Genomic DNA, 25279 nt, shown 5'->3' on the forward strand with positions numbered 1-25279 from the left:
ACCTGCGGAACTTCACGCGAGCGGGCCGAGCCGGTTCTTCTTCCCAAGCGCCCGATCCCTGCGGGCGATCAACGGATGGAGATCGCGGTGACATCGAGCGAGCGCACCCTCACGCTGATCAACGGAGTCCTGGCCGGCCTCGGCGGAGTGTTCCTGCTGACCGGGTCGGTGCCGGTCACCGCGATCGCGGCCGCGGCCGCCGTGCTCATCGCGGTAGGGTCCGCGCTGATCGGCCGCCGGGCAGCGCCGACCGATGCACCCTGAACGCGCGGGAGGGCGACGTGGCCGGGAGGGCCGAGCCGTTCGAGGTCTTCTTCAAGCGCATGTACGAGCCGCTGCTCGCCTTCGCGATGTTCTGGTGCGGCGACTACCACGACGCCGACGACGCCGTGGACACCGTCATGGCGGCCATGTGCGAGAGGTGGGGCGAGATCAGGAACCCGGCGGCCTACGCGCGGCGGGCGGTCCCGCGGACGATCATCAAGATCCGCCGTGATCGCGGCGACCACCGCTTCGTCACCGTGCCGCCCGACCGGCTGCCCGAGCTGGGCGACCTGGTCCCGGACGTCGACCGGATCACCGGCGACCAGTGGGTGGAGGAACTGCTCGGCACCCTGCCGCCGATGCAGTACGCGGTCGACGCCGCCCGGGAGGCCGCCCGCAGCCGGCTCGAGGGGTCCGAACTCGACCGTCGCTACCAGCGGGCGATGCGGCGGGCGGCGGGAGACACCAGGCGCCCCGGCGGGGCCGGGCGGCCGCTCGAGGAGCTCGCCGGCATCTGGGAGGCGGCCACGGTGGATTTGGCCGGCGACGCCGAACAGTTGCTCTGTCTGCTCCTGCCGGTCACCCGGTTGAGCGAGTTCCGGCCGGCCCCGCCGATCGAACCCCAGCGGCTGGCCGCGATCCTGCTCGACCACTACGTCGCGTCCGGCGACGGCGACACCGTCGACTCGTACGCGGTCTCGGCGGCTTTGTCTCTGGCCACCCTCGAGTTCGTCTCGACCTCCGGCGTTCAGCGACCGGACCTGCGGGAACGAGCGAGCGCCCGGCTCACCGCGGCGCTGACGGGTCTGGTGCACGGGTTCCGCGTCACTGAGTTCGACGCCGATTCCCCGGCCGGGCGGGCGTTGCTGGCCACGGTGAATCAGCAGATGCGCCCCGAGCGGCAGGTGATCGCCGAGTTGCGGGAGACCCTCGGCGGATCCGGACCGGAGGCCGATCTGTTCGAGTGCGGCTGGGCGCCCGATCTCGCCGCCACGGTCGCCGCCCTCGACGCGATCGAGGACCTGCTGTCCGAGCGGACGCGCCTGCTCGGCCTGCTCGACGAGGAACAGCAGCGACTTTCCCAGGCACTGCAGCTGTACGCCGAGCGGACCCGCACCTACTGGACCGTGGTCGCGACGTTCGGGACGGGCCGGTGGCCGCTGGAGGACGTGCCGTGGCGTTCCTCGGGTGGGGAGTCCGGCTATCTGACCCTGCTGGTGGCCTCGATCGCGATGAAGGGCCTGGCGTACGGGCCCGGCTTGGTCCGGGTCGGCCGCGTGCTGACCGAACTGGCCCGGGCCGGCGACTACGGCCCGCTGCTGCTGCAGCGCACCGCCGAACTGGCCGGCCTGGTCGATGACGCCTACGAACGCGATCGGCTTCTCGCGACTGTGGACGAGCTGTGGAACCGCCTGCCGGCTGAGGCGTCGTGGCGTGAGACCGCCCGTGTCGTCCGGGCTCTGGTCGCCCTCGCGAGCGTGCTGGGCTGGCCGCCGCCCCGCGGCACCCTTCTGGCCGCGCGGGCCGCGGACCTGCTGAACGAGGCCGAGCAGCTGTACGACCGGGAGCTGGCGATGGGCAGCGGGCCACTCCGCCAGGACCAGTTGCAGGTGCTCGGCGCCACCCTGAGCCGGGCCCGGGCCGTCCTGAGGGATCGGCCCGGGGCGGCCACCGCCTTGGCGGCCGATGCGCTGCGGCGGCTTGATGCTCTCGCCGCGGAACGCGAGGCGGGACGAACCACGAAGTGACCGCGGAGCTCAGTTCTGGATGGCGGGCCAGGCGGCCTCGGGGTGGCAGCGGGCCGGGCAGGCCTGGATGTAGACCTCGTTGCCCAGGAACAGCAGAGCCTGGTTGTCGCTGGTGCCGTGGGCGTCCTTGTCGCGCATGGGCCACATGTCGAAGCCGAAGTTCTCGGGCACCTGGCACACGAAGACCATGTCGGCGCCGCACGAGCAGGTGTACATCTCGGGATACTGCGCCCACGAGGGAACGCCGCCCAGCTTGAAGCCCTGCCGGCCGCGTCCGTGCTCGCTCACCTCTTCCTCGGCGGGGTGCACGGCGAGGCGGTGCGGCTCCACGTGCGGGTCGGCCTCCGCGGCCGGGGTGCCACCGGCCGGGCGCAGCAGGAAGCGCCAGTACGGTCCGTCGTACTCGTCGGTGACCTCGTCCCAGTAGCGTTCCGGCAGCGGGTTCGGGGCGGTGGTCACGTCGTCGTGCTCCGGGCACTGGAACACCAGCAGGTGGTCGTCCCCGAAATTCGGGAGGTCGACCTGGAAGAAGAAGACCATCGGCTTGCCGCAGAAACAGGCCGGCCACGTCTCGCCCGCCGCGAGCAACGGCCATCCGCCGATGGTGTTCCGGTCACCGGCGACGGGCGGCTCGGGCAGGGTCTCGATCATGTGGATGGACATCGCGCCAACCTACTCGCGCAGGCTGGGGCGGTCGGCGGCGAAGGCGGCCGCGTCGACGTGCGGCGGGCGGTTCAGCATCAGGTCGCCCAGCAGTTCGCCGGTCGCCGTGGAGAGCACGATGCCCGCGCCCTCGTGCCCCGTCGCGTGCCACAGGCCGGGAAGCCGGGGGTCGGGGCCGATGACGGGCAGGTGGTCGGGGACGTAGGGGCGGAAGCCGCCGTACGCCCGCATCACCGCCACGTCGGCCAGGAACGGGAACAGCACCAGCGCCTTGGCCGCCACCGCCGACAGCACCCGGGCCTCGATGCGGGAGTCGAAGCCGCGCCGCTCGCGGGACGAGCCGATCAGCACGGTGCCGGCCGCGGTGGACTCGACCACGCTGGACGTCTGCAGAGCGGCGTCGTTCGAGCCGACCGCCCCCACGTAGTCGGCGTCGTACACCTTGTGGTGGATCCGCTGCCGCATCCGGGTCGTGACCAGGATCGTTCCGCGCCGGGGGCGGACGGGCAACGAGACCCCCAGCCGCGCGGCCACCTCGCCCGACCACGGACCGGCCGCCACCACCACGTGATCGCACGAGATCGAGCCGGACGACGTGACCACCCCGGCCAGTCGCTCGCCGATCTTCAGAGGGCCGAGCACTTCGACGCCCTGCTCCACGACACAACCGTGCCGCCGGGCCGAGGCCAGCAGCGCCTCGGTCGCCAGGGCCGGCTGCACCTGGGCGTCCTGCGGATAGAAGACGGCCGCGGCGTGGTCGGGGTTGAGGTCGGGCTCGTACGACAGCCCGTCCACGACCGACGACGAAACGCCGGCCGCCCTCTGCAAAGCAGCGAACTCGTGCAGTGCCGCAGCGCCCGCGGCGGTCGTCGCCACGACCAGCCCACCCTTGGCCTCGTACTCTATGTCGGAAAGATCCGACAAGAGCGAGCGCCACAGCGTCAAGGACCGCAGCGCCAGCGCGAGCTCCGCGCCCGGGCCCTTGTCCGAGACCAGCAGGTTGCCCTCGCCGGCCGACGACGTTCCCCCGGCCGACGCCGACCGGTCGAGCACGGTCACCGACACCCCGGCCACCGCCAGCTCGCGGGCGATCGCCGCGCCGACGATCCCGGCCCCCACGACGACGACCTTCACTGCTCGGCCCGCCCGCTCCACCACCCCGTGATGTGACCGAGGTGCCGGCGCATCAGCTCCTCGGCCCCCGCCCCGTCCCCGGATTCGAGCAGGTCGAGCAGCACCAGATGCTCCTCCGACGAGGACGCCAGCTCGGGTGACCCCAGCATGGTGGCCAGCCCGACCAGCCGGGTCTGCTGCCGCAGGTCGCCGACCAGGGTGACCAGCCGGTCGATCCCGGTGAGACTGAGCAGGTGCAGGTGGAACGTGGTGTCCGCGGTCAGATAGGTCGGCAGGTCGGACGCGGCCGCGCTGGTCACGATGGCCGAAGCCTCGGCCCGCAGCCGGGCCAGATCCGGCGCTCCGATGTTTCCGGCCAGCAGGCGCATCGGCGGCGCCTCGAGCCACTGGCGGATCTGCACGATCTCGGCCAGGTCCTGCTCGCTGACCTGCGTGACGCGGAAGCCCTTGTTGCGCGCGATCTCGACGAAGCCGCGTTTTTCCAAGTTCAACAGCGCTTCCCGTACGGGCGTGGCCGACACATCGAACCGGGCCGCCAGAGTGGGAGCGGTCAGCATGGTGCCCGGCGCGAACTCGCCCGAGACGATGGCGGCGGCCACGGCGTCCTCCACGTGCTGGCGGAAGCTGCCGGCGGTGCGCAGCGGGCCGATGAGCGGTGACGTCATGACTGTTGCCTCCCCTGGTGGTATGTGACATGGTACAGCGCATGATCTCGGCGGAACAGGTGAGCGCGCTCGGCTTTCCGCAGGCGATCAAGGCTCTGCGGGACGCCCTGGCCGGCGGACTCGACCCCGAGAGAGAGCCCGCCCGCTCGCGGGTCGAGCTCGGCGGCGGCGAGATCCTGATCATGCCGTCCGGCGACGACCGCATCGCCGGTATCAAACTGGTCGGCATCGCCCCGGGCAACCCGGCGCGCGGCCTGCCTCGCATCCATGGCACGTACGTGTTGTTCGACGCGCCCACGCTCGCGCCGCGGGCCGTTCTGGACGGCGCCGCCCTCACGATCCTGCGCACTCCGGCCGTCTCCGCCCTCGGCGTCGACCTGGTGGCCCCGCCGGACGCGCGTGAGCTGGTCGTCTTCGGCAAAGGCCCGCAGGCGTACGCCCATGTCGAGGCGATCAAGGCGGTGCGCCCGATTGCTTCCGTACGCATGATCGGCCGCCACGAGGGCGCCGGTGCGCACATAGAAACGGCCGACATCGTCGCCTGCTGCACCACCGCTCGCGAGCCGCTGTTCGACGGCCGGCTGCTCAAGGACGACGCCGTCGTGGTGGCGGTCGGTTCGCACGAGCCCGAGGCCCGTGAGGTCGACACCGAGACCGTCCGGAGGTGCGGCGCGCTGGTCGAGTCGCGCCAGTCCGCCGTACGCGAGGCCGGGGACCTGATTCAGGCCGGCATCAGCGAGGATGAGCTCGTGACCTTCGCCGACCTGGTCCGGGGAACCACCCCCGCCCGGCCCAGGCTGATCAAGACCGTGGGGATGGGCTGGGAGGACCTCGTGATCGCGGACGCCGTAGTGGAGGCCCTGGCATGACCGACCTGTCGGCACTCGTGCTGCCGGACCGCCACCCCACCAGCACCTGGCTGGCCGAGGTGGTCGAGGCCGAGCAGGCCGGGGTGCACGCGGTCTGGACGTACGACCACCTGACCTGGCCGCTGCTGCGCGACAACCCCTGGTACGGCTGTGTGCCGCTGCTCGCCGCGGCCGCCGGCGCCACCCAGCGGGTCCGTCTGGGCGTGCAGGTGGCCACCCCCAACTACCGCCACCCGGTGCCGTTCGCCAAAGAGCTGATGACCCTCGACCAGCTCAGCGGCGGCCGCCTCGAGGTCGGCCTGGGCGCCGGCACCGAGAGCCTGGACGCGCTGGTGCTGGGCGAGCCGCCGCTCACCCCGCGCGAGCGCATGGACCGCTTCGCCGAATGGCTCGGCCTGCTCGACCAGCTGCTGGTGGAGCCGATCGTCACCACCCGCGGCGAGCGCTACAGCGCCATCGACGCCCACCAGCTGCCCGGCTGCGTCCAGACGCCGCGTGTGCCGTTCACCGTGGCCGGCACCGGCCCGCGCTCGCTCAAGCTGGTGGCGAAGTACGGCCAGGCCTGGGTCACGTACGGCCCGTACGGTCCCGCCGTCGGCCCCGACGAGTGGTTCGCCGCCCTCGAGAAGCAGTCCAAGCAGCTCGACGCCGCGCTCGAGGGCCGCCGGATCCGCCGCATCGTCAACGTCGGCCTCGAGTCGTACTGGCCGTTCGAGAGTCGCGACCGCTACGCCGACACCGTGGGCCGCCTGGCCGCCCTGGGCTTCGACGAGGTCAGCGTCCACTGGCCCCGCCCCGACACCCGCGGCGTCCCCGCCAAGGCCCTGCCCGACGTGCTGGCCGTGCACGGCCTCTAGAAGCGGTACGGCGTCAGCCCGGCGCGGAAGAACCCGGCGGTCGGGCCGCAACGGCCGAGTTCGCGGTGGCCTAGCACCGCAACGGTCCCAAGACCTTCGACCACCCCATGGCCGGCCCGATAACCGTCACCTGCGACGCCTTCCTGGTGGCCGGGGCCGAGCTGCATGTCGCGTCACCTACACCGCAGCGACCGGTTCCGCGGACGAGCTCCGTTTCGCGCAGTTGATTCAATCCGGGCGGATACGCGCAGCCCGTGCAGGCCGAATGGTGGGGTGCAACGGTTTCGTCGCTGGTCGCGGTGGCGTGAGGAGTTACGCCGCGAGATGATCACGCTCGACTGGGAGGACGTCCGTGGCCAGCCGGCCCAGGTAGGACGAGAAGCCTAGCGGCGCCCGGCCGTCGGGGCGGGCGCTGGTCACCACCGGGCAGGTGGCGTCGGCGACCACGCGGCGGCCGGTGGCCCGGACCCGCTCGATCAGGTCGCGGTCCTCGTCGTGGTCGAGGGGCTGGAACCCGCCCACGGCGCGGTAGGTCGCGGCCGAGACTCCGAGGTTGGCCCCGTGCACGTGGGCGTCCGAGGCGGCGTACCGGCTGTCGTAGAGGCCCGGCAGCGCGGCCGGCCAGGCCGCCCAGTCGTCGACCATGACCGTGCCGGCCAGCAGGTCGGCGCCGGAGCCGGCGTGCGCCAGGTGCCACAGCAGCCATTCCGGCGCGACCCGGCTGTCGGCGTCGGTGGTGGCCAGCCACAGCCCGTCCGGGCCGTGCCGCAGCGCGTGCTCCATGCCGGCCGCGCGGGCCCGGCCGACGTTGCGGGCGTCGATGGTCAGCACGGTCGCGCCGGCCGCCGCGGCCAGCTCGGCCGTGTCGTCGGTGCAGGCGTCGGCGACCACGATGATCTCGACCGGGACGGGCGACGTGGCGTCGGTCAGGCTGGCCAGGCAGCGGGGGAGCAGGTCGTGCTCGTCGTGGGCGGGGACGACGACGGCGATCCGGTTCATGCGAGCCCCTCGCGCTGGGCCACCGAGAGCGCCTCGGGCGGCGTACGGGTGTAGACCTCGAGCAGGAAGTCGGCCTCCTCGTGCCGGGCCTGCCGGGCCAGTCCGGGGGTGGCCGCCAGCCGCTCGTGCACCTCGTCGCCGGGGCGGGCGTGCTCGTCGACCGGGCGCCGCCAGTGCACGGCCACCAGGTCGCCGCCCGGTTCCAGCGATTCCACCGCCCGCTTGATCAGCGTGTTCAGGTCGGCGTCGTCGAAGTAGTAGCCCAGTTCGGACAGCACGATCAGGTCGAACGTGTCGTCCGGCCAGTCGTGCGGCATCCGGCCGGTGCCCAGCGTGACGTGCGGGAAGGCGGCCAGGTGGGTGGCGGCCGAGGCGATCGCGGCCGGCACGGCGTCGACCGCGAACACGTGGTCGCAGCGCTCGGCCAGCCGGGCCGTGAGCATTCCGGTCGAGCAGCCGGGCTCGAACGCCGACTTGTAGCGGCGGGCGGTCAGCGAGGCCACGGTGAGCGCGTGTTTGCGGGCGTCGTACCAGCGGGTGGCGAAGCTCCACGGGTCGCTGCTGCGGGCGTACATGTGCTCGAAGTAGCTCTGGGGGGTCGTCATCGCAGCACCACCTCGAACGGGCGCGCGAACCGAGCCAGCACGTGCGGCGGCAGGATGGCCGCGTCGCCCGGCTCGGGGCCCAGGGGCGCGATCTGGCTGGGGAAGGCGTCGATGGCGGCGGCTTTCGCCTGCTGCGCGGCCGGGGTCAGCTCGATCCGGTGCGCGCGGTGCCACGGCACCCGGGTGTCGCCGGGGGAGGCCCAGTGCCACGTCCAGATCGGGTACTCCAGCAGCACCGCGCCGGTGACCTCGCACGCGCGGGCCGCGGCCCGGCCGACCGCCTCGTGGTCCGGGTGTCCGTCCTCGCGCCAGGTGGCCAGGCACCACCGGCCCGGCGCCAGCCGCTCGGTCAGGGCCTCGGCCAGCGCATCCTCGTCGATCTTGCCGTCGGGCTGGCCGAGCCGGCGTACGGGCGCGTCGCCCAGGCCGAGGCGGCGCAACGCCTCCGCCGTCTCATCGCGGCGGATCGCGGCCAGCTCGGCCTGGGTGTGCACGGTCGAGTGCGGGTGCGAGGCCTCGCCGTCGGTCACGGCGACCAGTTCGGCCCGGTCCAGCATGGCCATCAGCCCGGCCACGCCCAGGATCTCGTCGTCGGGGTGCGGGGCCACGATCAGCGGCGGCTCGGCCGCGTCGAGCGGCAGCACCGGCCATTCGGCCATGGCCGGCCACTCCCGCCAGGTCTGTTCCGGCGTGCCCTCGCCCTCGATCGGCCTCACCACGGCGACTTCTCCGTCCGTACCAGGCCGCCCAGCTGCTCGAGGTCGGCCTCGGCGTGGCTCTGCCGCAGATACACGGTGAGGTCGGCGACGCGGTGGGCGTGCCGTTCGTCGCGGCACAGCGGGCCGGCGCCGAGCGCGCGCCCGACCCGGTCGATCACCTCGGTCGCGGCCGCCTCGACGGTGGCCCGCACGCGCAGGGCGAGCCGGTGCTGGATCGCCGCGGGGTCGGCGTCGATGATCGCGGCCGCCTCCATCAGGACGGCGTGGGCCGCGCCCAGGGCGACGTCGGCCGCGCCCAGGTGGGCCAGCGTGTGCGGGTCGTCCTTGGCCGAGGTGTGCAGGGCGTCGGCGATGCCCAGGGCGCCGCCGTACCAGCACGCGGCGACGCCGATGCCGCCGTGCCAGAAGCCGGGCCGGTTCACGTAGTCGCCGGGGCCGCCGACCGGGCGGGCCGGCGCGCCGGTGAACCGGATCGTGCGGCTGTCGCTGGCCGCCATGCCGACGGCGGGCCAGGTGCCGTCGAGGGGCACGGCGTGCGGCGGCTCGTTGGCCACCGCGAACAGCCGGATGCCGTCCTCGGCCTCGGCCGTGACCAGCGCGTGGGTGCACCAGCCGGCGCCCGAGCACCACGGCCGTTCCCCGGTCAGCTGCCAGCCGCCGGCGGTGCGGGTGGCGCGTACGGACTTGGGAACCGCCGCCCAGACGCCCCAGCGCTCGCCCGCGCTCTCGCCGTCGTCGCCCAGCTCGGCGCGGATCGCCACCGCGTCGGCGTGGCCCTCGCCCAGCCGGGCCGCGACCGGGTCGGCCCGGCCCAGCTCGGCCAGCCGCCGGAGGCGTTCCGCGGTGTCACCCCGCCCCGGCAGCGGCAGGTCGGGAGTCTCGATCATGAGCACGGCCAAGCTGGTACCCGGCAACCCGCCCCTCCAACCGAACCTAGTTGCGAGGTAGCAGACGTCTCACCGCGGCGCCCGCCCCGAGCACGGTGGCGGCGAGTGCGCCGCCGACCTGGGCCCGGGTCCAGCGGCCGGGGCCGCCCTCCTCACGCGGCTTCGAGCCGAAGACGTTGCCGTCGGTGCCCTCGATCGCCTGCCGGGACAGTCCGCCGTGCCGCATGAGCGGGGTGACCAGGGCGTCGTAGATCGGCGGCATCAGCGTGAAGCCGAGCTCGATGATGCGGTTGGTGACGCCGACCGAGGCCGAGTTGCGGGGGTGGTCGGCCAGCCGCACCACCCGGCCCGCGACCAGCTCGGCCGAGTCGACCGGCGGCGGCGGGCGGCCCACGAACCCCGCGTAGTTGGCCGCGCTGGTGTAGATGGGGGTGTCGACGCTGCCGGGGGCCAGGGTGCAGATGTGGATGTCCGGCGCGTCCCGCGTCTCGTGCTGAAGTGTGCGGATCAGGCCCCGCAGTCCCCACTTGGCGGTCACGTAGGCCGAGATGTACGGGACGGTGACGTGGGCCAGCAGCGAGCTGACCGAGATCAGCGTGCCCCGGCCCTGGGCCCGGAACTGCCGCAGCGCGGTGCGCGCGACGTTGGCCGAGCCCAGCAGATCCGTGGTGATCATGCGGTCGAACACCTCGGGCGGCAGATCCTCGAATTTCCCGTACGCCATGACGGCGGCCGAATCGACCCAGACATCAACCCGTCCGTACCGTTCGACCGCCTTGCTCAGCAGGGCGTCGAGGGCGCCCCGGTCGGTGATGTCGGTGGGGACCACGAGCGGGTCGTTCCCGCAGGCCTCGGCCACCTTCTTGAGGTCGTCGGCACCTCGCGCGGCCAGCACCAACCGGTCGCCCCGGGCCGCGAAGGCGAGCGCCGACGCCCGGCCGATGCCGCTGGACGCGCCGGTCAGGACCACTACACGTGAACTCATGGCCGGACTGCATACCCGCCCGATCGCCGGGTATCCGGCGACACATGCGTGCATTGACATGGCAAGGAACCGGCAAGGTCAGCGTCGAGACCGTCCCCGACCCGGTGATCCAGGAACCGACCGACGCGATCGTGCGAATGACCTCCACCGCGATCTGCGGGTCCGACCTTCACCTGTACGACGTTCTGGGCATGTATCTCGACGAGGGCGACATCCTCGGTCACGAGCCGATGGGCATCGTCGAGGCGGTCGGCGCCGAGGTCACCCACATCAAGCCGGGCGACCGCGTGGTGATCCCGTTCAACATCTCGTGCGGGCACTGCTTCTTCTGCCGCAAGGGCTACTTCGCCCAGTGCGAGACCACCCAGGTGAAGTCGCAGGGCAAGGGCGCCTCGCTGTTCGGCTACACCAAGCTGTACGGCCAGGTGCCGGGCGGCCAGGCCGAGCTGCTGCGGGTGCCGCAGGCCCACTTCGGCCCGATCAAAGTGCCCGACCACCACCCCGACGAGCGCTACCTGTTCCTCTCCGACGTGCTGACCACCTCGTGGCAGGCCGCGCAGTGGGCCGACATCGAGAAGGGCAGCACGGTGCTGGTCACCGGCCTGGGCCCGATCGGTCAGATGTCGGCCCGGATCGCCCGCCACCTGGGCGCCGAGCGCGTCATCGCCGTCGACAGCGTGCCCGAGCGCAACGCGATGGCCGAGCGGCACGGCATCGAAGTCCTCGACTCGTCGAAGGTCGAGAACATCGGGGACGCGGTGCGCGACATGACGCACGGGCGCGGCGCCGACTCGGTGATCGAGGCGGTCGGCATGGAGGCGCACGGCACCCCGTTCCAGGCGGCGGCCATGAAGGCGGCCGGGATGCTGCCCGATGGGCTGGCCCGCAAGGCGACCGAGACGTTCGGCGTCGACCGGATGGGCGCGCTGCGCACGGCGTTCGACTCGGTCCGCCGGGCCGGCACCATCTCGATCATCGGCGTGTACGGCGGCGAGGCCGACCCGTTCCCGATGATGGACCTGTTCGACAAGGGCGTCACCATGCGCATGGGCCAGGCCCACGTGAAGCAGTGGGTGGACGACATCCTGCCCCTGCTCACCGGCGACGACGACCCGCTGGGCGTGGACGACCTGACCACCCACCGGATCCCGCTGGAAGAGGCCCCGCACGGCTACGAGATCTTCAAGAAGAAGGAGGACGGCTGCATCAAGGTGGTCCTCAAGCCGTGATCCCGGACGACCCCTGGGGCGAGCGGACCCCGTACGCCCCGGGTTCGTCGTGGCCGGTCCGGGTCGACTCGCATCGCGTCGAGGAGCCGGACCGGTGGGTCCAGTCGGCCTCGGTGCTGCACTCCAACGGCGACGGCATCGACATCGGCGTCCGCGACGGCAAGATTGTCGGCGTGCGCGGCCGGGCCGTCGACCGGGTCAACCGCGGCCGCCTCGACCCCAAGGACGTGTACGGCTGGCAGGCCAACAACAGCCCCGACCGGCTGACCCGGCCGCTCGTCCGCTCCGGCGGCAAGCTCGTCGAGGCGAGCTGGGACGAGGCGATGGGCCGGATCGTGAGCCGTTCCAAGCAGCTCACGGCCGGCCAGATCGGCTTCTACACCAGCGGGCAGCTGTTCCTGGAGGAGTACTACACGCTCGGCGTGATCGGGAAGGCCGGGCTGGGCACGCCGCACATGGACGGCAACACGCGGCTCTGCACGGCCACCTCGGCCGCCGCGCTCAAGGCCAGCTTCGGCACCGACGGGCAGCCCGGCTCGTACACCGACGTCGACCACTGCGACACGATCGCGCTGTGGGGGCACAACGTCGCCGAGACGCAGGCCGTGCTGTGGATGCGCATGCTCGACCGCCGGCACGGCTCGGCGCCGCCCGCGATGCTGGCCGTCGACCCGCGTGACACTCCGGTGGCCCGCGAGGCCGACGTGCATCTGCCGGTGCGGCCCGGCACCAACCTGGCGCTCATGAACGGCCTGCTGCGCCTGCTTCTGCGTCGCGGGTGGGTTGATTTGTCGTATGTTGCGGCAAATACGCTCGGCCTGGAAGACCTGGAACGCGTCGTGGACGCCTATCCGGTGCCGCGGGTTGCGGACATCTGTGGGGTCGCTCCCGCCGACATCGAGCGTGCCGCCGAACTTCTCGGCACGGCTGACCGGCTGCTGTCGACCGTGCTGCAGGGCTTCTACCAGTCGCATCAGGCCACCGCCGCCTCTGTCGCGGTGAACAACCTGCACCTGCTGCGCGGCATGATCGGCCGCCCGGGCGCCGGCGTGCTGCAGATGAACGGCCAGCCGACCGCCGAGAACACCCGCGAGACCGGCGCCGACGGCGACCTCCCGGGCTTCCGCAACTGGGACAACCCTTCCCACGTACGGGAATTGGCCGCGCTGTGGAACGTCGAGCTGCACACCATCCCGCACTGGTCGCCGCCCACGCACGCGATGCAGATCTGGCGCTACGCCGAACAGGGCTCGATCAAGCTGCTCTGGATCAGCGGCACCAACCCGGCCGTGTCGCTGCCCGACCTGGCCCGGATCCGGCGCATCCTGCAGCAGGACGGGCTGTTCGTAGTGGCGCAGGACCTGTTCCGCACGGAGACCACGGAGTTCGCCGACGTCGTGCTGCCCGCGGCCACGTGGGGCGAGAAGACCGGCACGTTCACCAACGCCGACCGTACGGTTCACCTGTCCAAGAAAGCCGTCGACCCGCCCGGCGAGGCCCGCGCCGACCTGGACATCTTCCTGGACTACGCGGCCCGCATGGACTTCCGCGACAAGGACGGTCGCCCGCTGATCACCTGGACCGATCCCGAGTCGGCCTACGCGGCCTGGCAGAAGTGCTCGGCCGGGCGGCCCTGCGACTACACCGCGATCACCTACGACAAGCTGCGCGGCGGGTCCGGCCTGCAGTGGGGCGGGGAGCGGCTCTACACCGACGGCCGCTTCAACACCGATTCCGATTATTGCGAGACGTACGGGCAGGACCTGAGCACCGGCGCCGAGTTCCCGGCCGAACACCACCGGGCCAAACGACCGGACGGGCGCGCGTTCCTGCTCGCCACCGACTACCGGCCCGCGCCCGAGGTGCCCAGCGACGACTACCCGCTGCGCCTGGTCACCGGCCGCACGATCTGGCAGTTCCACACCCGCACCAAGACCGGCCGCGCGCCCGAACTGAACGAGCGCGCGCCCTCGGTCTGGGTCGAGGTGCACGAGTCCGACGCGGCCGCGCTCGGCATCACCGAGGGCGCGGTGGTGCGGATCGAGTCGCCGCGCGGGGCGATCGAGGCGCCGGCCCGGCTGTGCGGCATCCGCGCCGGCACGGTTTTCGTGCCGTTCCACTACGCCGAAGAGGCGGCCAACGAACTCACCCGCACCGGCTGGGACCCGGTCAGCAAGCAGCCGATGTTCAAGCTGGCCGCGGTCCGCTTGAGAAAGACCCGCTGACATGCATCTTGCGCACTATCTAGGTCTGCTGCATCGGGCGCAGGACGTGCTGGCCGACGCGCTGCTGGAGGTCGGGCAGGCCCACGCCGACGAGGCCGACATCGCGCAGCTCTGCTCGCAGCAGGCGCAGGTGTGCCGGGAACGAGCTGAGGCCCTTCGGCCGTTCGCCGAGCACTACTCCGAGGAGGCGCCGGACGAGCCGGAACGGCTGCACTCGGAACTGTTCCGGGGCGCCCGCGAGGGTCCGCTCGGCGTGCTGCGCGACCTGCAGGACCTCTACCTGATGACGGCCGAGTGCGACATCTGCTGGACGCTGGTCGGGCAGGCGGCCAAGGGCCTGCGCGACGACGACCTCGAGAAAGTGGTCGAGGTGGGCGCGGCCGAGACGTCGATCCAGCTGCTGTGGCTGCGGGGCCGCATGAAACAGGCGGCCCCGCAGGCCCTCGTCGTCGCCGACTAGACGACTACCGGTTGATCAGGTCGAACCGCTCCCAGGAGCCGCCGATCGTGTCCCGGTTGGCGATCAGGGCGGCCGCGCCGGCGTTCTCGGCCGTGACGTACTTGCCGTTCACCGCGGCCCTGAGGCTGACACTGCCGTCGGCGTTGCGGACCAGCAGGAACCTCTCCCACGTGCCGCCGACCGTGTCCCGGTTGGCGATCAGGGCGGCCGCGCCGGCGCTCTCGGCGGTGACGAACTTGCCGTTGACGCGCGCCCGCAGCGCGATGTCGCCGCGGCCCAGGTCGAACTGGTCGAACACCTCCCACGTCCCGCCGACCGTGTCGCGGTTGGCGATCAGGGGCTTGGCCCCCGCGTCCTCGGCCGTGACGAACTTGTTGTTGACCCGCGCCCGCAAACTGACCGGGATCGCCGCCACAGCCGACAGCACCCGGAAGATCGTGCCCTGCTGGCAACTGCTCGACCCCGGAGCCGGGTATCCGGTGACCGACACCGCGGCGCCGATCTTCACCACGGCCGGGTCGCCGCCGCCCAGCTGATAGGTCGCGCCCGACGACAGCAGCAGGCAACCCTCGGCGCCCCTCGTGACCGTGCCGACCAGGGTCACCACGGTGAAGGCCTGGACGACCCGGAACCGGGTGCCCTGGGCGCAGGTGTCGCCGGCGGCCGGCGCGCGATAGCCGCTCACGTGCACGGTGGCGCCGGCCTTCACGACCGCGGCGTCGCCGCCGGCCAGGTGGTACGTCGCATCGCCGTCCCGCAGAACCAGGCAGCCGCCGGCGCCGGCCTCGACGACACCGGTCAGCTCGATGTCGCGGAACTGGTTCACCCACTCGGCCAGGCCGTCGACCCGGGTCACGGTGGCGTCCCGGGCCGTGCTGGTCTCGCGGATGCACCCGCCCTGCGAAGACTGGCTGAGCACGCCGGCCAGGCTCGAGGTGCCGTCGGCGTTCTCGCGGATCACCGGCCCACCGGCGTCACCCTTGCAGACCGTCCCGTCCGCCGTGGGCGCGATGCCGAAGTCCATCCCGGCGACGCCGCCCACCGAGAACTGCGCCGTGTGCGGCAGATCCGGCACCCACTCGGTGGCCGTGCGGCCGAAACCGAGCACCCGCAACGTTTCACCGGCCGCGGGCCCGGAGACGGACAACGGCACCTGCCCGCGCAGCCCGGTCAGCGCCTTGGCCAGCCGCAGGAGAACGAGGTTGCGGTCGTCCCGCACGAACAGGTGCTCGATCGCCACCGTCTGCACGGCCGCCCCTTGGTCGGGCCGCGTCGCCACGGTGGTGGCCACCGCCGGCGCCCCCGTCGCCTGTCCGGTTGGGAAGCACGCCTTGGCCGTCAGCACCAGCTGCGGCTCCAGACGAACCCCGGTGCAGCCGCGCTCGCCACCCACCGACACCTTCACGACGTACCCGTAGGCCGCGTCCGCCGTCCCACGCCCGACTGCCAACGCCTGATCACCGGCCGCCAGCCCGGTCAGTCCCGCCGCCACCGCCACCAGCGCCGCCGTCCAACGGCCCCGCAAGCCCCTAGCCATACCGTTTCTCCCCCGTGTCGACAGTGCACAGAGGACGATAAGACATCGACAGATCTCACGGTGTCCCTCGCCGCGCCGATGGCAACGTGATGACTCTCTCCGAAGGGGGCCCGGACGGGTGAGTGCGGTGGTGGAGGGGGGTGCGGCACTCTGGTAGGCCTGGCGGTGACGTGCGGCAAGGAGTTGATCACCATGGTGGACGTCGGGGTGTCGGCGCAGAATGTCTCCACCTCGCCGCCGGCGTGACTGCCGATATGTCTTCGTCAGGTGGGCGCGGTGACGACTACGAGGTCGATGTCGTCGGCGGGCAGGGCGTGCAGATCGGGTCCGGCAACGTCCAGAACGTCGTCGGTGTGGATCCGAGCGGGCTGCCACCGCCGCAGACCGTGGGCGCCGGGGTGACGGTGCACAACCTGCCGGCGGCGTCGGCGGTGTTCCTGGGCCGGGATCTGCGGGTGCTGGCCGATCAGCTGGGCGGCGACGACGTGGGGGTGGTGGTCGGGCAGGCCGGTGCGGTGCACGGGCTGGGCGGCATCGGCAAGAGCGAGCTGGTCAACCACTATGCCCGCGGGTATCTGGCGCGGTATTCGCTGGTGTGGTGGATCACCGCGGACAGCAGCGAGAACCTGGGGCTGGGACTGGCGGCGCTGACCCGGCGACTGCACCCGGTGGCGACGCTGGCCGACGCTCAGGCGTTCGCGGTCGGCTGGCTGCAGGCCAACACGGGCTGGCTGCTGGTGCTCGACAACGTCGAGGACGTCAACGACATCGCCGATCTGCTGGGTGTCGTCGGCGCCAACGGGCAGGTCCTGGTGACCACCCGGCGTGATCTGGGCGCGGCCCGGTGGGCGGTGCTCGGGTTGACCCCGTTCCGGCTAGGTGTGCTGGCCCGGGCGGCGTCGGTGGAACTGCTGACCCGGCTGACCGGCCGGTCCGCCGACGGCGCCGAACGCCTCGCCGTTGACCTCGGCGATCTTCCGCTGGCGCTGGAGCAGGCGGCCGCGTACATCAGCCAGCACGATCGGATGAGTTTCGACGACTACCGCACTCTCCTGAGCGGCCAGTTCGCACGGGTGGCCGGCAGCAGCGGGTTCGGCGGAAAGGACGATCGGGCCGTGGCGTCGGTGTGGACGCTGACCATGGCCGCCGTCACCGCGGAAAGTGCGCTCGCGGCACGCGTGCTGGATGTCCTGGCTTGGCTCGCGCCTGATGACCTGCCCGAAAAGGTGTTGTTCCTGGCGGCCGAGGATCCTGCCGACGTCGACGACGCCCTAGCCCTGCTGACCTCCTACAGCATGGTCAGCCGGGCCGACCGGATGGTAAGCGTGCACCGGCTGGTCCAAGCCGTCACACGGCAGAGCCTGGAGGATGCTGGCGCTGCCGAGGCGGTGCAGCAGCAGGTAGCCTGGCTGCTCAACCGTGCGATCCCGGACGATCCGATGAACAACGTGCGGGGCTGGCCTTTGTGGGCAGCTCTGCTGCCACACATCGACGCCTTCACCGCCTCGCTCGCCGAAGATCATCAGGTCGTCGACATCCTTCGGGTACTGAACCATGCCGCTACCTACCGGCAGTATCAAGGCCAGGGCGCAGCCGCGATCGATCAGTATGAAGGTGTGCTGGCCGACCGGCGACGTCTGCTCGGCGACGATGACACAGACACGTTGGCGACTCGGCACAGCCTCGCCGTCGCCTTGCGGGAGGCGGGACAGCTGGAAGAGGCGATCGACAAGTTCGAGAGCGTGCTGGCCGACGAGAGGAGGCTGCTCGGCGACGATCACACACTCACCCTGATCACGCGGAATCAACTCGCCAGTGCCTATCTAGGTGCTAAGCGGCTGGACGAGGTGATCGGTGAGTACAGCCGTGTGCTGACGGCCCAGCGGCGACTGCTCGGCGACCACCACCTGGACACCTTGATTACGCGGCTCAATCTGGCCGGCGCCTACCTCGATGACGGACGGCCGGACGAGGCGATCGATGAGTTCGAGGAAGTGCTGGCCGAGCAGCGGGCGCTGCTCGGCGAAGATCACCCGTACTCGTTGACCACGCGAACTCAGCTTGCCGGCGCTTACCAGGCCGCGGGACGGCTGGATGAGGCGATCGACCAGCTCGAGAATGTGCTGGCGGACCAGCGGACGCTGGTCGGCGAGAAACACCCGCACACGCTGATCACGCGACACAATCTCGCTGTCGCTCATTTGAAGGCGGGACGGCTGGACGAGGCGATCGGCGAGCTCGAGAATGTGCTGGCCGACGAGCGGGCGTTGCTGGGCGATGATCACCCGCAGACGCTGATCACGCGGAACAATCTCGCCGCCGCCCGCCAGGAGGCGCAGCGGCGGGGTGAGAACTGATGTGCCTTGGGGCCGCCCGGCGCGGGCGGCCCGCTGAGGCTATTTGTCGGCGGAGCCGGGCTCGGCCATCTTGCGGTGCATCTCGGCCTTGGCCTTGTCCGGGAGGACCTTGGAGGCGGCACCCTGGATCTTGGTCTTGGTGGAGCCGGCGACGACCTTTTCCTTGTCCTTCATTAGGGCCTCGAAGCCCTGCTTGGCGACCACGGCGGGGTCGTCCTTCTTGCCTGCGCCGACGTTGGTGTCGTCCATCTCGGCTCGGTGGAAGAAGTTGGTGTCGGTGGGGCCGGGCATGAGCGCGGTGACGGTGACGCCGGTGTCCTTCAGTTCGGCCCGCAGGGCCTCGGCGAACGACTGCACGAAGCTCTTCGAGGCGTTGTAGACGGCCTGGTAGGTGCCGGGCATCGTCGAGGCGATGGACGAGGTGAACAGCACCTTGCCCTCGTTGCGGGCGACCATGTCGGGCAGCACGCGCTTGGCCAGGTGGACCGTGGACGTGACGTTCACGTCGATCACGTTCAGCTCGTCCGAGAGCGTGGTCTGGTGGGTGAAGTCGCCGCCGATGCCGCGGCCCGCGTTGAGGGCGATCGCGTCGATCGGGCGGCCCGTCTCGAGGATGGCGGCGTAGAGGGCTTCGACGCCTTCGAAGTGGGCCAGGTCGGCCCGTACGGCGGTGACCTGGTTCTGCCCGTCGCGGCGCAGGGCGGTGGCCGCCTCCTGGATGCCGTCCTCCTCGGCGGTGACCAGCAGGTCGTAGCCGTGCTCGGCGAACTGCCGGGCGAGCTCGAACCCGATCCCGCTGGACGCGCCGGTGACTACTGCGAACGGATTCGTCGTGTCTGTCATGCCGTACGGGTGCCCGGCGGGGCCGAGGTTATGCCCGCGTTCAGCAGGAAGTCCACCAGCCGCCGGGCGTGGGCCGCGTTGCCGTCGGGCGGGGCGGTCAGCGCGTGCATCATGGCCCCGCCCAGCAGCGTCTCGAGCAGCAGCGTGACCGAGACGGCGGGGGAGAGCTCGCCCCGGGCCTGGCCGCGCTGGATGATCGCCCGGGCGGCCAGAATCTGCGCCTGGCGGGTGGCCGCGTAGTTCTCGGCGACGCCGGGGATGGTGCGGCCCTCGACCATGAGCCGGATGGCGGCCCGGCTCGACGGCCCGGCGTAGACGTCGAGGATCTGGGTGGCCAGCTCGATCAGGTCGCCCTGCAGGGTGCCGGTGTCGACGTCGCTGACGTGCGGCAGGCTGGCCGTCAGGGCGTCGGTGAGCAGCGCCTCTTTGGTGCTCCAGCGCAGGTAGAGCGAGGCCTTGCCGACCCCGGCCCGGCGGGCCACGGCCTCCATGGCGAAGCCGGCCCAGCCGGTTTCGCCGAACAGGTCCATGGCGGCGCGGGTGATGCGCTGATCAACTTCGGGGTCGCGCGGCCGGCCGGACGAACTCATCGATGTCACCCACATTGCTGAACGGTTACCGTCAGGATACACTGTGGATAAGTAAACGGTGAGCGTTCAGTAATCTCGTTCGAGTAGTAGTCGAGGGCGTCATGCGAGATGGTCCGAGCACGATCCTCGTGGGTGTCGACGGCTCCACGTCCTCGCTGCGCGCCGCCGCGTACGCGCTGGGCCTGGCCCGCCGGCAGGGCAGCCGCCTGATCGCCGTCTATGTGCGCACCCCGCCGTCCGCCCTGCTGCCGCTGGCCGACACCGGCGGGGCGGCGGCCACGGTGATCGACACGCAGGACGCGCTGGAGCAGGAGCTGCGCACCGCCTTCGCCGAGCGCCTGCACGGGGTCGACGTCGATGCCCGGCTGGTGGTGCGGGCCGGTGAGCCGTACACGGAACTGTGTGACGCCGCCCGTGAGGTGCAGGCCGACGCGGTGATCGTGGGGCGGTCGGCCAACGTGCTGCACCGGGTGGCCGGCTCGATCGGCAACAAGCTCGTGCGCTGCGGCCGCTGGCCGGTCACCGTGGTGCCGTGACGGGTTCCGGCACCCGCCGCGAACTGAGCACCGCCCATCCCATGCCTGCGAAAGCCAGGTCCCGTACGGTGGCCGCGCCTATCCCGAACGAGGCGGGCAGCATGGGTGTCAGCGCGTAGAGCACCATGCCGACGATCAGCGTCACGCCCGTCCAGGCCGGCAGCACCCGGGCCCGCGCCACCGCCACGCCGAAGGCGATCCCGGCCACGATCATGAGCACGGAATGCACGCCGCCCCAGGCGCCCAGCCGGTCCGAGAGCGTGTCCCAGTCGGGCACGTCGTCGATGATCGCCAGCAGGACCGTGCCGGTGAAGAAGACGTACGTGTAGGAGTAGCCGATCGCGCCGGCCAGCCCGAGCCCGTTGATGCGCGGGCGTTGCAGCGCGTACAGGCCGAGCACGAACAGCGGGATGGCCGCCTCCGCCGCGTAAGTCAGAGACAGCTGGAACGGCGAGAAGCCGCCCTGGGCCAGCTCGATCACGTCGGAGACCAGATAGACGATCGAGAACAGCAGCGCCGCCGCGCCGGTGAGGGTACGTGTGGTCATGGCGGTGAGTCTCGGCGCGGCGGGATCAGCCGGACATCAGGGTCGCACCCTCATTCGCGGTCGTGGCGTTCGACGGCGCGGGCGATCTCCACCCGCGACGACACCGACAGCTTGTGGAACAGGTTGCGGACGTGCGACTCGACCGTCTTGCGGCTCAGGTACAGCTCCTCGGCGATCTCGGCGTTGGTGCGGCGATCGGTGATCAGGCGGGCGATCTGCAGCTCGCGCTCGGTCAGCGTGGCCAGGCCGGAGCGGGGTGCGCTGCGGTGGTGCACCTGCCGATGACCCAGCCGCCGGAGCAGACGTTCGGCTTCGGCTCGGCGGCGGGGTGCGCCGCTTCGTTCGTACGTCTCACAGACCAGCCGCAGCAGCCGGACCGCAGCCTCTGTGTCACCCGCCTCGGCCAGCGCGCGGGCGGCCAGGAAGCGCGCGGCCGCCACCTCCACGACGGTGCCGTGCCGAGCCGCCGCCAGCGCCAGTTCGGCCGCTTCGCGGGGGCGGCCCTGGTGGAGAGCGACCACGGCCAGGCCCTCGGCCCGCGGGGCCCGGCCGGCGGCCAGATCGCTGCGGACGGCCGCGTCCAGAGCCATCGGCCGCAGCGGCGCCGGTATCCGGTCGAGCTCCGGGACGACGGCGGTGGCCGCCTCGCCCGATTCGACGAGCGCGACGGCCAGCGCCAGCCGCGACCACACGCCGGGGAACGTGTTCGTGGCCGGGCCGTGCGCCTCGACGCTCTCCTCGGCCAGCGTCCGCGCCAGGGCGCCCTCGCCGCAGGTGGCGGCCACGGAGGAGCGGGCCAGCAGGGTCCAACCCAGCATCGACGAGTTGCCCGAGGCGCGGGCGATCTCGACGGCCTCGTCGAGCAGCGCGGCGGCGTCCGGCAGGCGGCCCAGCGCGGCCCGCACCAGGCCGGTCCAGAACATGACGGGCACGTGCTGACGGGCCACCGCCAGGGCCCGCTCGGCGTGCCGGCCGGCCTTGGCGAGCCGCCCGGTCAGGTATTCGGCCGCGGCCAGCTGGGCCACGATCGGCTCGGGGGAGAGCTCCAGCTCGTCGTCGGCGCGGGCGTCGAGCAGGGCGGCCGCCTCGGCGCAGGCCTCGGCGGCGGTGGCTGTGTCTCCGGCGAAGGCGGCGCTGAACGCGAGGCGCATGGCCGCGGCGGCCACGCCGTTGGGCTCGCCGAGGCGGACGGCCATGTCGCGGGCCTGGCGGGACCAGTCGACGGCCCGGGTGAACTCGAGGCGGAACAGGCTGTCCTGGGCGATCGCGGTCATCAGGGTGGCCGCCTCGGCCGGGTGCGCCTCGCCGACCCGGTCCAGGGCGGTGGTCAGCCGGCGGTGGGCGGCGTCGTGCAGGCCGAGAGTGTGTTCCAGGCCGGCGCAGGCCGCGATCAACGTGACCCGGCTGGTGACGGCCGACGGAGGCATGAGCTCGATGGCTCGTACGAGGGAATCCTTGGCCTTTTCGAGGTGACCGGCGGCGCCCAGAGCACTGCCGAGCGCGGCCCACAGCTCGGGGGAGCCGGGCTGCAGATCGGTCGCGTGCTGATACCAGCGGGCGGCCTCGCCGGGAGCGCGCCTGACGACGTCGTCACCGGCCTTCCGCAGCAGCTCCACGGCGTCCGGATCGCCCGGCCGCGCGGCCTGCACGATGTGGTGGGCCCGGCCGGCGGGCGGAACACCCCGGTCGGCCAGCGCCCGGGCCAGACGTTCGTGCGCGCCGACCCGCCAGGCCCGCGGCGCGGCCTCGTACACGGCCCGGCGCAGCAACGGATGCCGGAACCGGAACCGGCGGGGCGCGTCGGTCGGGCGGACGAGATCGCGGTCGAGCAGCACGTCGAGCGCGTCGGCGACTTCCGGCTCGGACCGGTCGGCGGCGGTCGCGACCAGCTCGAGCAGGAACGGGTCACCGGCCACGGCGGCGCCCTCGAGAACCTGCCGTACGCCCCGGTCGAGCAGGGCCAGCTCGTCCGCGATGGCCACCGCGCCCCGGCGGCCGGTCCGGGCCAACTGGCCCAGATAGAAGGGGTTGCCGCCGCTCTCCTCGTAGAGGGCGACGCCGTCCGGGCCCAGCAGCTCGCGCACGTCGTCCCGGCTCAGCGGGCCGAGGTCGAAGCGGGTCACCAGCGAGCCGGCCCGGCCGAGGTCGGCGGTCAGGCGGCTCGGGGTCTGCCGGGGCCGGGTGGCCAGCCCGAGCAGCACGGGCGCGGCCGGTGGGCGGCGCAGCAACGCGCACACCAGCTCGACCGACGCCGAATCGGCCCAGTGCACGTCGTCCAGCAGCAGCACCACGGGCTTGTCCCGGGCGAGCACTTCGAGCAGGTGGCGTATCGCCCGGTGGGCGCGGTAGCGGGGATCGCCCGTCGCCGGGGCCGCCTTTCTCCACGACGGCAGCACCTCGGCCAGATCGTCGTCGTCCAGCCCGTCCGGCGGAGTGGCCCGCAGGTATTCGTCGAGGGCGTCCACGAACAGCCAGAACGGCAGGTCGCGCTCGTACTCGGAGGCGCTGCCGGACAGCACGAGCATGCCCCGGGCGTCGGCGCGGGCGCCCAGCTCGGTCAGCATGCGGCTCTTGCCGATGCCCGGCTCGCCGGCGAACACCACCACCCTGCTCGTTTTCTCGTCGAGCAGCGTGTCGACCGCGTCCAGTTCGGCGTCCCGCCCCACCAGCCCTTCCATGAGGCTCAGGGTCGCACCCCGATGTCGGCTCGCGCGAGGGGCAGCAAGCTCGGTCCGTGCCGCTCTTCCTGCTCCACAACCGACACACGGCCGGCGACTGCGGGGTCGTCTTCGCCGCGTTCCGCGGTTTCTCCAGCCCCCTGCGGCACACCGCGGCCCTGGCCACCTGCCGCGGCGGCGGCCACGAGATCTGGTGGCACACCACCGCGGCCGACGCCGGAGCCGCCCTGACCCAGCTGCCCCGCTACGTAGCCGCATCCACCACCGCGACCCGCGTCGAGCGGATCGACACCCCGTGAGGAGGCGCCGTGCTCGCCGAGATCGGACTGTTCCTCAGCATCGTGTGCGCCGGGCTGTGGTCCGGGCTGCTGCTGACCCTGACCACCATCCTGCATCCCATCTACGCCGCCCAGGACGGGCGCGGCTTCGCCCTCGAGCTGCGTGCCTTCCTGCCGACGGCCCGCAAGTCCCCGACGAACTACGCGCTGGTCGGCGGCCTGGTCCTCGCGCCGGTGCTGGCCTTGATCGGCCTCCGCTCCGCCGGACTTCCATTTGTGCTGACCGCGACCGGGCTGGCGCTGACCATCATCGGGCCCTTGCTCGTGTCCAACCGGCTGTCCGAGCCGCTGTACGACGTGATCCTCGGCTGGGACCCGGACGCGGTGCCCGCGGACTGGCGTCTCGTCCGCCGGCGCTACTTCGCCCTGAACTGGATCCGAGCCGTCCTCACCTGGGCGGCATTCCTGCTCTTCCTCGCAGCCACCTGGAGCTACCTGTGAACACCACGACCGAAGTCCTCATCGCCGGTGCCGGCCCGACCGGCCTCACCCTCTCCCGGGCGCTGACCGCCCGCGGCGTCGACCACCTGCTGCTGGACGGAGCCGCGCAAGGCGCGAACACCTCGCGGGCGGCGGTCATTCACGCCCGTACGCTGGAAGTGCTCGACGCATTGGGCGTGAGCGACGAGCTGGTGCGCCGGGGGATCCTCGTGCCCCGCTTCACCGTCCGCGACCGCGAGCGGGCCCTGTTCCAGGTGCCGTTCGGCGGGCTGCCCACGAAATACCCGTACACGCTGATGCTGCCGCAGAACGAGACCGAGCAGATCCTCGGCGAGAACGTGACCGTGCACTGGGACCACCGCGTGACCGGCATCGACCACGACAAGGTGACGGTGGCCGGCCCGGACGGGTCGGTCCAGCACGTACGGGCTCGGTACATCGCCGGCTGCGACGGCATGAACAGCGTCGTCCGTGAACAGGCGGGCATAGGTTTCACCGGCGCCCGCTACGAGGAGTCCTTCGTGCTGGCCGACGTGGCGATGACCTGGCAACTGGAACGCGACGAGGTGAACCTGTTCTTCTCCCCGCGCGGCATGGTCGTGGTCGCGCCCCTGCCCGGCGACCGCTACCGCATAGTCGCCACCCTCGACGACGCCCCCGAACACCCCACCGCGGCCGACGTGCAAGCGTTGCTGGACGAACGCGCCCCCGGCGGCACGGTGACCGACGTGGCGTGGAGCTCCCGCTTCCGCGTCCACCACCGCCTGGCCGACACCTACCGCCGGGGCCCGGTCTTCCTCGCCGGCGACGCCGCCCACGTCCACAGCCCAGCCGGCGGCCAGGGCATGAACACCGGCATCCAGGACGCGGTGGCCCTGGCCCGGGTGCTGGCCGCCGGCGACAACCTCGATTCGTACGAGGCCACCCGCCGCCCGGTCGCAGCGGGAGTCGTCGCCATGGCCGACCGCATGACCCGGGTCGCCACCGTGCGCAACCCGCTGGCCCGTTCCGCCCGCAACGCGCTGCTCACGGTGGCCGGCCGCTCCAGCTTCCTGCAGCGCAAGCTGGCCATGAACCTGTCCGAGCTGTCGGCCTGAGAGTCG

25 protein-coding genes are annotated in these 25279 nt (G+C 72.0%); 12 read left to right on the forward strand and 13 right to left on the reverse strand.

The features are described from left to right. Positions 1–87: 87 nt before the first annotated feature. Together OWR29_RS13895 and OWR29_RS13900 are read left to right on the forward strand one after the other, a co-directional pair. Positions 88–264, forward strand: coding sequence for a hypothetical protein (locus OWR29_RS13895; protein WP_267563164.1), 177 nt, complete (start codon positions 88–90; stop codon positions 262–264). 17 nt (positions 265–281) lie between these two features. Further along, the gene (locus tag OWR29_RS13900; protein WP_267563165.1) at positions 282–2012 is read left to right on the forward strand and encodes a sigma factor; all 1731 of its coding nucleotides are present in this window, start codon (positions 282–284) and stop codon (positions 2010–2012) included. Positions 2013–2021: 9 nt separating this feature from the next. Here the strand turns inward: OWR29_RS13900 and OWR29_RS13905 are convergent, their stop codons facing one another. The 3 genes from OWR29_RS13905 to OWR29_RS13915 are packed head-to-tail and all read right to left on the reverse strand — an operon-like array spanning position 2022 to position 4474. Next, complete coding sequence (locus OWR29_RS13905) at positions 2022–2675, reverse strand: hypothetical protein (RefSeq protein ID WP_267563166.1); 654 nt, start codon at positions 2673–2675, stop codon at positions 2022–2024. Between the two features lie 9 nt (positions 2676–2684). Next, positions 2685–3794, reverse strand: coding sequence for an NAD(P)/FAD-dependent oxidoreductase (locus OWR29_RS13910; RefSeq protein WP_267563167.1), 1110 nt, complete (start codon positions 3792–3794; stop codon positions 2685–2687). A gap of 11 nt (positions 3795–3805) precedes the next feature. Continuing rightward, positions 3806–4474: a GntR family transcriptional regulator gene (locus OWR29_RS13915; protein ID WP_267563168.1), complete on the reverse strand. Its 669-nt coding sequence runs from the start codon at positions 4472–4474 to the stop codon at positions 3806–3808. 41 nt (positions 4475–4515) lie between these two features. Here OWR29_RS13915 and OWR29_RS13920 point away from each other — a divergent pair, with 41 nt between their 5' ends. Continuing rightward, entirely contained in the window at positions 4516–5343 is an 828-nt protein-coding gene (locus OWR29_RS13920; protein WP_267563169.1) for an ornithine cyclodeaminase family protein, read from the forward strand. Beyond that, a complete protein-coding gene (locus tag OWR29_RS13925; RefSeq protein ID WP_267563170.1) occupies positions 5340–6200 on the forward strand; it encodes an LLM class flavin-dependent oxidoreductase in 861 nt (286 codons plus the stop codon). The genes OWR29_RS13920 and OWR29_RS13925 overlap by 4 nt, the downstream gene beginning before the upstream one ends. Positions 6201–6512: 312 nt before the next feature. On the opposite strand, the gene OWR29_RS13930 is transcribed toward OWR29_RS13925, so the two are convergent. From OWR29_RS13930 to OWR29_RS13950, 5 genes are read right to left on the reverse strand one after another with little or no spacing between them, the layout of a single operon-like run. Further along, positions 6513–7199 carry a glycosyltransferase family 2 protein gene (locus OWR29_RS13930; protein WP_267563171.1) on the reverse strand — a complete coding sequence of 229 codons (687 nt, stop codon included), beginning with the start codon at positions 7197–7199 and terminating at the stop codon, positions 6513–6515. After that, positions 7196–7804 (reverse strand): SAM-dependent methyltransferase, encoded by a 609-nt coding sequence (locus OWR29_RS13935; RefSeq protein ID WP_267563172.1) that lies wholly within the window; start codon positions 7802–7804, stop codon positions 7196–7198. Before OWR29_RS13935 ends, OWR29_RS13930 begins: the two co-directional genes overlap by 4 nt. After that, complete coding sequence (locus tag OWR29_RS13940) at positions 7801–8523, reverse strand: PIG-L deacetylase family protein (protein WP_267563173.1); 723 nt, start codon at positions 8521–8523, stop codon at positions 7801–7803. Before OWR29_RS13940 ends, OWR29_RS13935 begins: the two co-directional genes overlap by 4 nt. Further along, positions 8517–9410 (reverse strand): acyl-CoA dehydrogenase family protein, encoded by an 894-nt coding sequence (locus tag OWR29_RS13945; RefSeq protein WP_267563174.1) that lies wholly within the window; start codon positions 9408–9410, stop codon positions 8517–8519. Before OWR29_RS13945 ends, OWR29_RS13940 begins: the two co-directional genes overlap by 7 nt. Positions 9411–9456: 46 nt before the next feature. After that, positions 9457–10395, reverse strand: coding sequence for an SDR family NAD(P)-dependent oxidoreductase (locus tag OWR29_RS13950; protein ID WP_267563175.1), 939 nt, complete (start codon positions 10393–10395; stop codon positions 9457–9459). 44 nt (positions 10396–10439) lie between these two features. Here OWR29_RS13950 and OWR29_RS13955 point away from each other — a divergent pair, with 44 nt between their 5' ends. The 3 genes from OWR29_RS13955 to OWR29_RS13965 are packed head-to-tail and all read left to right on the forward strand — an operon-like array spanning position 10440 to position 14309. After that, positions 10440–11624 carry a zinc-dependent alcohol dehydrogenase gene (locus OWR29_RS13955; RefSeq protein WP_267563176.1) on the forward strand — a complete coding sequence of 395 codons (1185 nt, stop codon included), beginning with the start codon at positions 10440–10442 and terminating at the stop codon, positions 11622–11624. Next, positions 11621–13849, forward strand: coding sequence for a molybdopterin oxidoreductase family protein (locus tag OWR29_RS13960; RefSeq protein WP_267563177.1), 2229 nt, complete (start codon positions 11621–11623; stop codon positions 13847–13849). Before OWR29_RS13955 ends, OWR29_RS13960 begins: the two co-directional genes overlap by 4 nt. A 1-nt stretch (position 13850) precedes the next feature. After that, a complete protein-coding gene (locus tag OWR29_RS13965; protein ID WP_267563178.1) occupies positions 13851–14309 on the forward strand; it encodes a hypothetical protein in 459 nt (152 codons plus the stop codon). Positions 14310–14313: 4 nt separating this feature from the next. Here the strand turns inward: OWR29_RS13965 and OWR29_RS13970 are convergent, their stop codons facing one another. Beyond that, positions 14314–15846 (reverse strand): trypsin-like serine protease, encoded by a 1533-nt coding sequence (locus OWR29_RS13970; protein ID WP_267563179.1) that lies wholly within the window; start codon positions 15844–15846, stop codon positions 14314–14316. 254 nt (positions 15847–16100) lie between these two features. On the opposite strand from OWR29_RS13970, the gene OWR29_RS13975 reads away from it, so the two are divergent. Continuing rightward, entirely contained in the window at positions 16101–18203 is a 2103-nt protein-coding gene (locus tag OWR29_RS13975) for a tetratricopeptide repeat protein (RefSeq protein WP_267563180.1), read from the forward strand. A 39-nt stretch (positions 18204–18242) separates the two neighbouring features. On the opposite strand, the gene OWR29_RS13980 is transcribed toward OWR29_RS13975, so the two are convergent. Beyond that, entirely contained in the window at positions 18243–19046 is an 804-nt protein-coding gene (locus OWR29_RS13980; RefSeq protein ID WP_267563181.1) for an SDR family NAD(P)-dependent oxidoreductase, read from the reverse strand. After that, positions 19043–19636, reverse strand: coding sequence for a TetR/AcrR family transcriptional regulator (locus tag OWR29_RS13985; RefSeq protein WP_267563182.1), 594 nt, complete (start codon positions 19634–19636; stop codon positions 19043–19045). Before OWR29_RS13985 ends, OWR29_RS13980 begins: the two co-directional genes overlap by 4 nt. Before the next feature lie 101 nt (positions 19637–19737). Between OWR29_RS13985 and OWR29_RS13990 the strand changes: the two genes are divergently transcribed. Further along, positions 19738–20172 (forward strand): universal stress protein, encoded by a 435-nt coding sequence (locus OWR29_RS13990; RefSeq protein ID WP_267563183.1) that lies wholly within the window; start codon positions 19738–19740, stop codon positions 20170–20172. Here the strand turns inward: OWR29_RS13990 and OWR29_RS13995 are convergent. Together OWR29_RS13995 and OWR29_RS14000 are read right to left on the reverse strand one after the other, a co-directional pair. Further along, complete coding sequence (locus OWR29_RS13995; RefSeq protein WP_267563184.1) at positions 20156–20719, reverse strand: hypothetical protein; 564 nt, start codon at positions 20717–20719, stop codon at positions 20156–20158. The two genes, OWR29_RS13990 and OWR29_RS13995, sit on opposite strands and share 17 nt — an antisense overlap. 50 nt (positions 20720–20769) lie before the next feature. Further along, entirely contained in the window at positions 20770–23397 is a 2628-nt protein-coding gene (locus tag OWR29_RS14000; RefSeq protein ID WP_267563185.1) for an ATP-binding protein, read from the reverse strand. A gap of 56 nt (positions 23398–23453) precedes the next feature. On the opposite strand from OWR29_RS14000, the gene OWR29_RS14005 reads away from it, so the two are divergent. Genes OWR29_RS14005 through OWR29_RS14015 form a run of 3 tightly spaced genes read left to right on the forward strand, consistent with a single transcriptional unit; the run spans position 23454 to position 25273 of the window. Continuing rightward, on the forward strand, positions 23454–23696 hold the full coding sequence (locus OWR29_RS14005) for a hypothetical protein (RefSeq protein WP_267563186.1): 243 nt from the start codon (positions 23454–23456) through the stop codon (positions 23694–23696). Between the two features lie 9 nt (positions 23697–23705). Next, on the forward strand, positions 23706–24176 hold the full coding sequence (locus OWR29_RS14010) for a hypothetical protein (RefSeq protein ID WP_267563187.1): 471 nt from the start codon (positions 23706–23708) through the stop codon (positions 24174–24176). Further along, positions 24173–25273, forward strand: coding sequence for an FAD-dependent monooxygenase (locus tag OWR29_RS14015; protein WP_267563188.1), 1101 nt, complete (start codon positions 24173–24175; stop codon positions 25271–25273). Before OWR29_RS14010 ends, OWR29_RS14015 begins: the two co-directional genes overlap by 4 nt. Positions 25274–25279: the final 6 nt, after the last annotated feature.

This window comes from Paractinoplanes pyxinae (assembly GCF_026626335.1).
Taxonomy (GTDB): domain Bacteria; phylum Actinomycetota; class Actinomycetes; order Mycobacteriales; family Micromonosporaceae; genus Actinoplanes; species Actinoplanes pyxinae.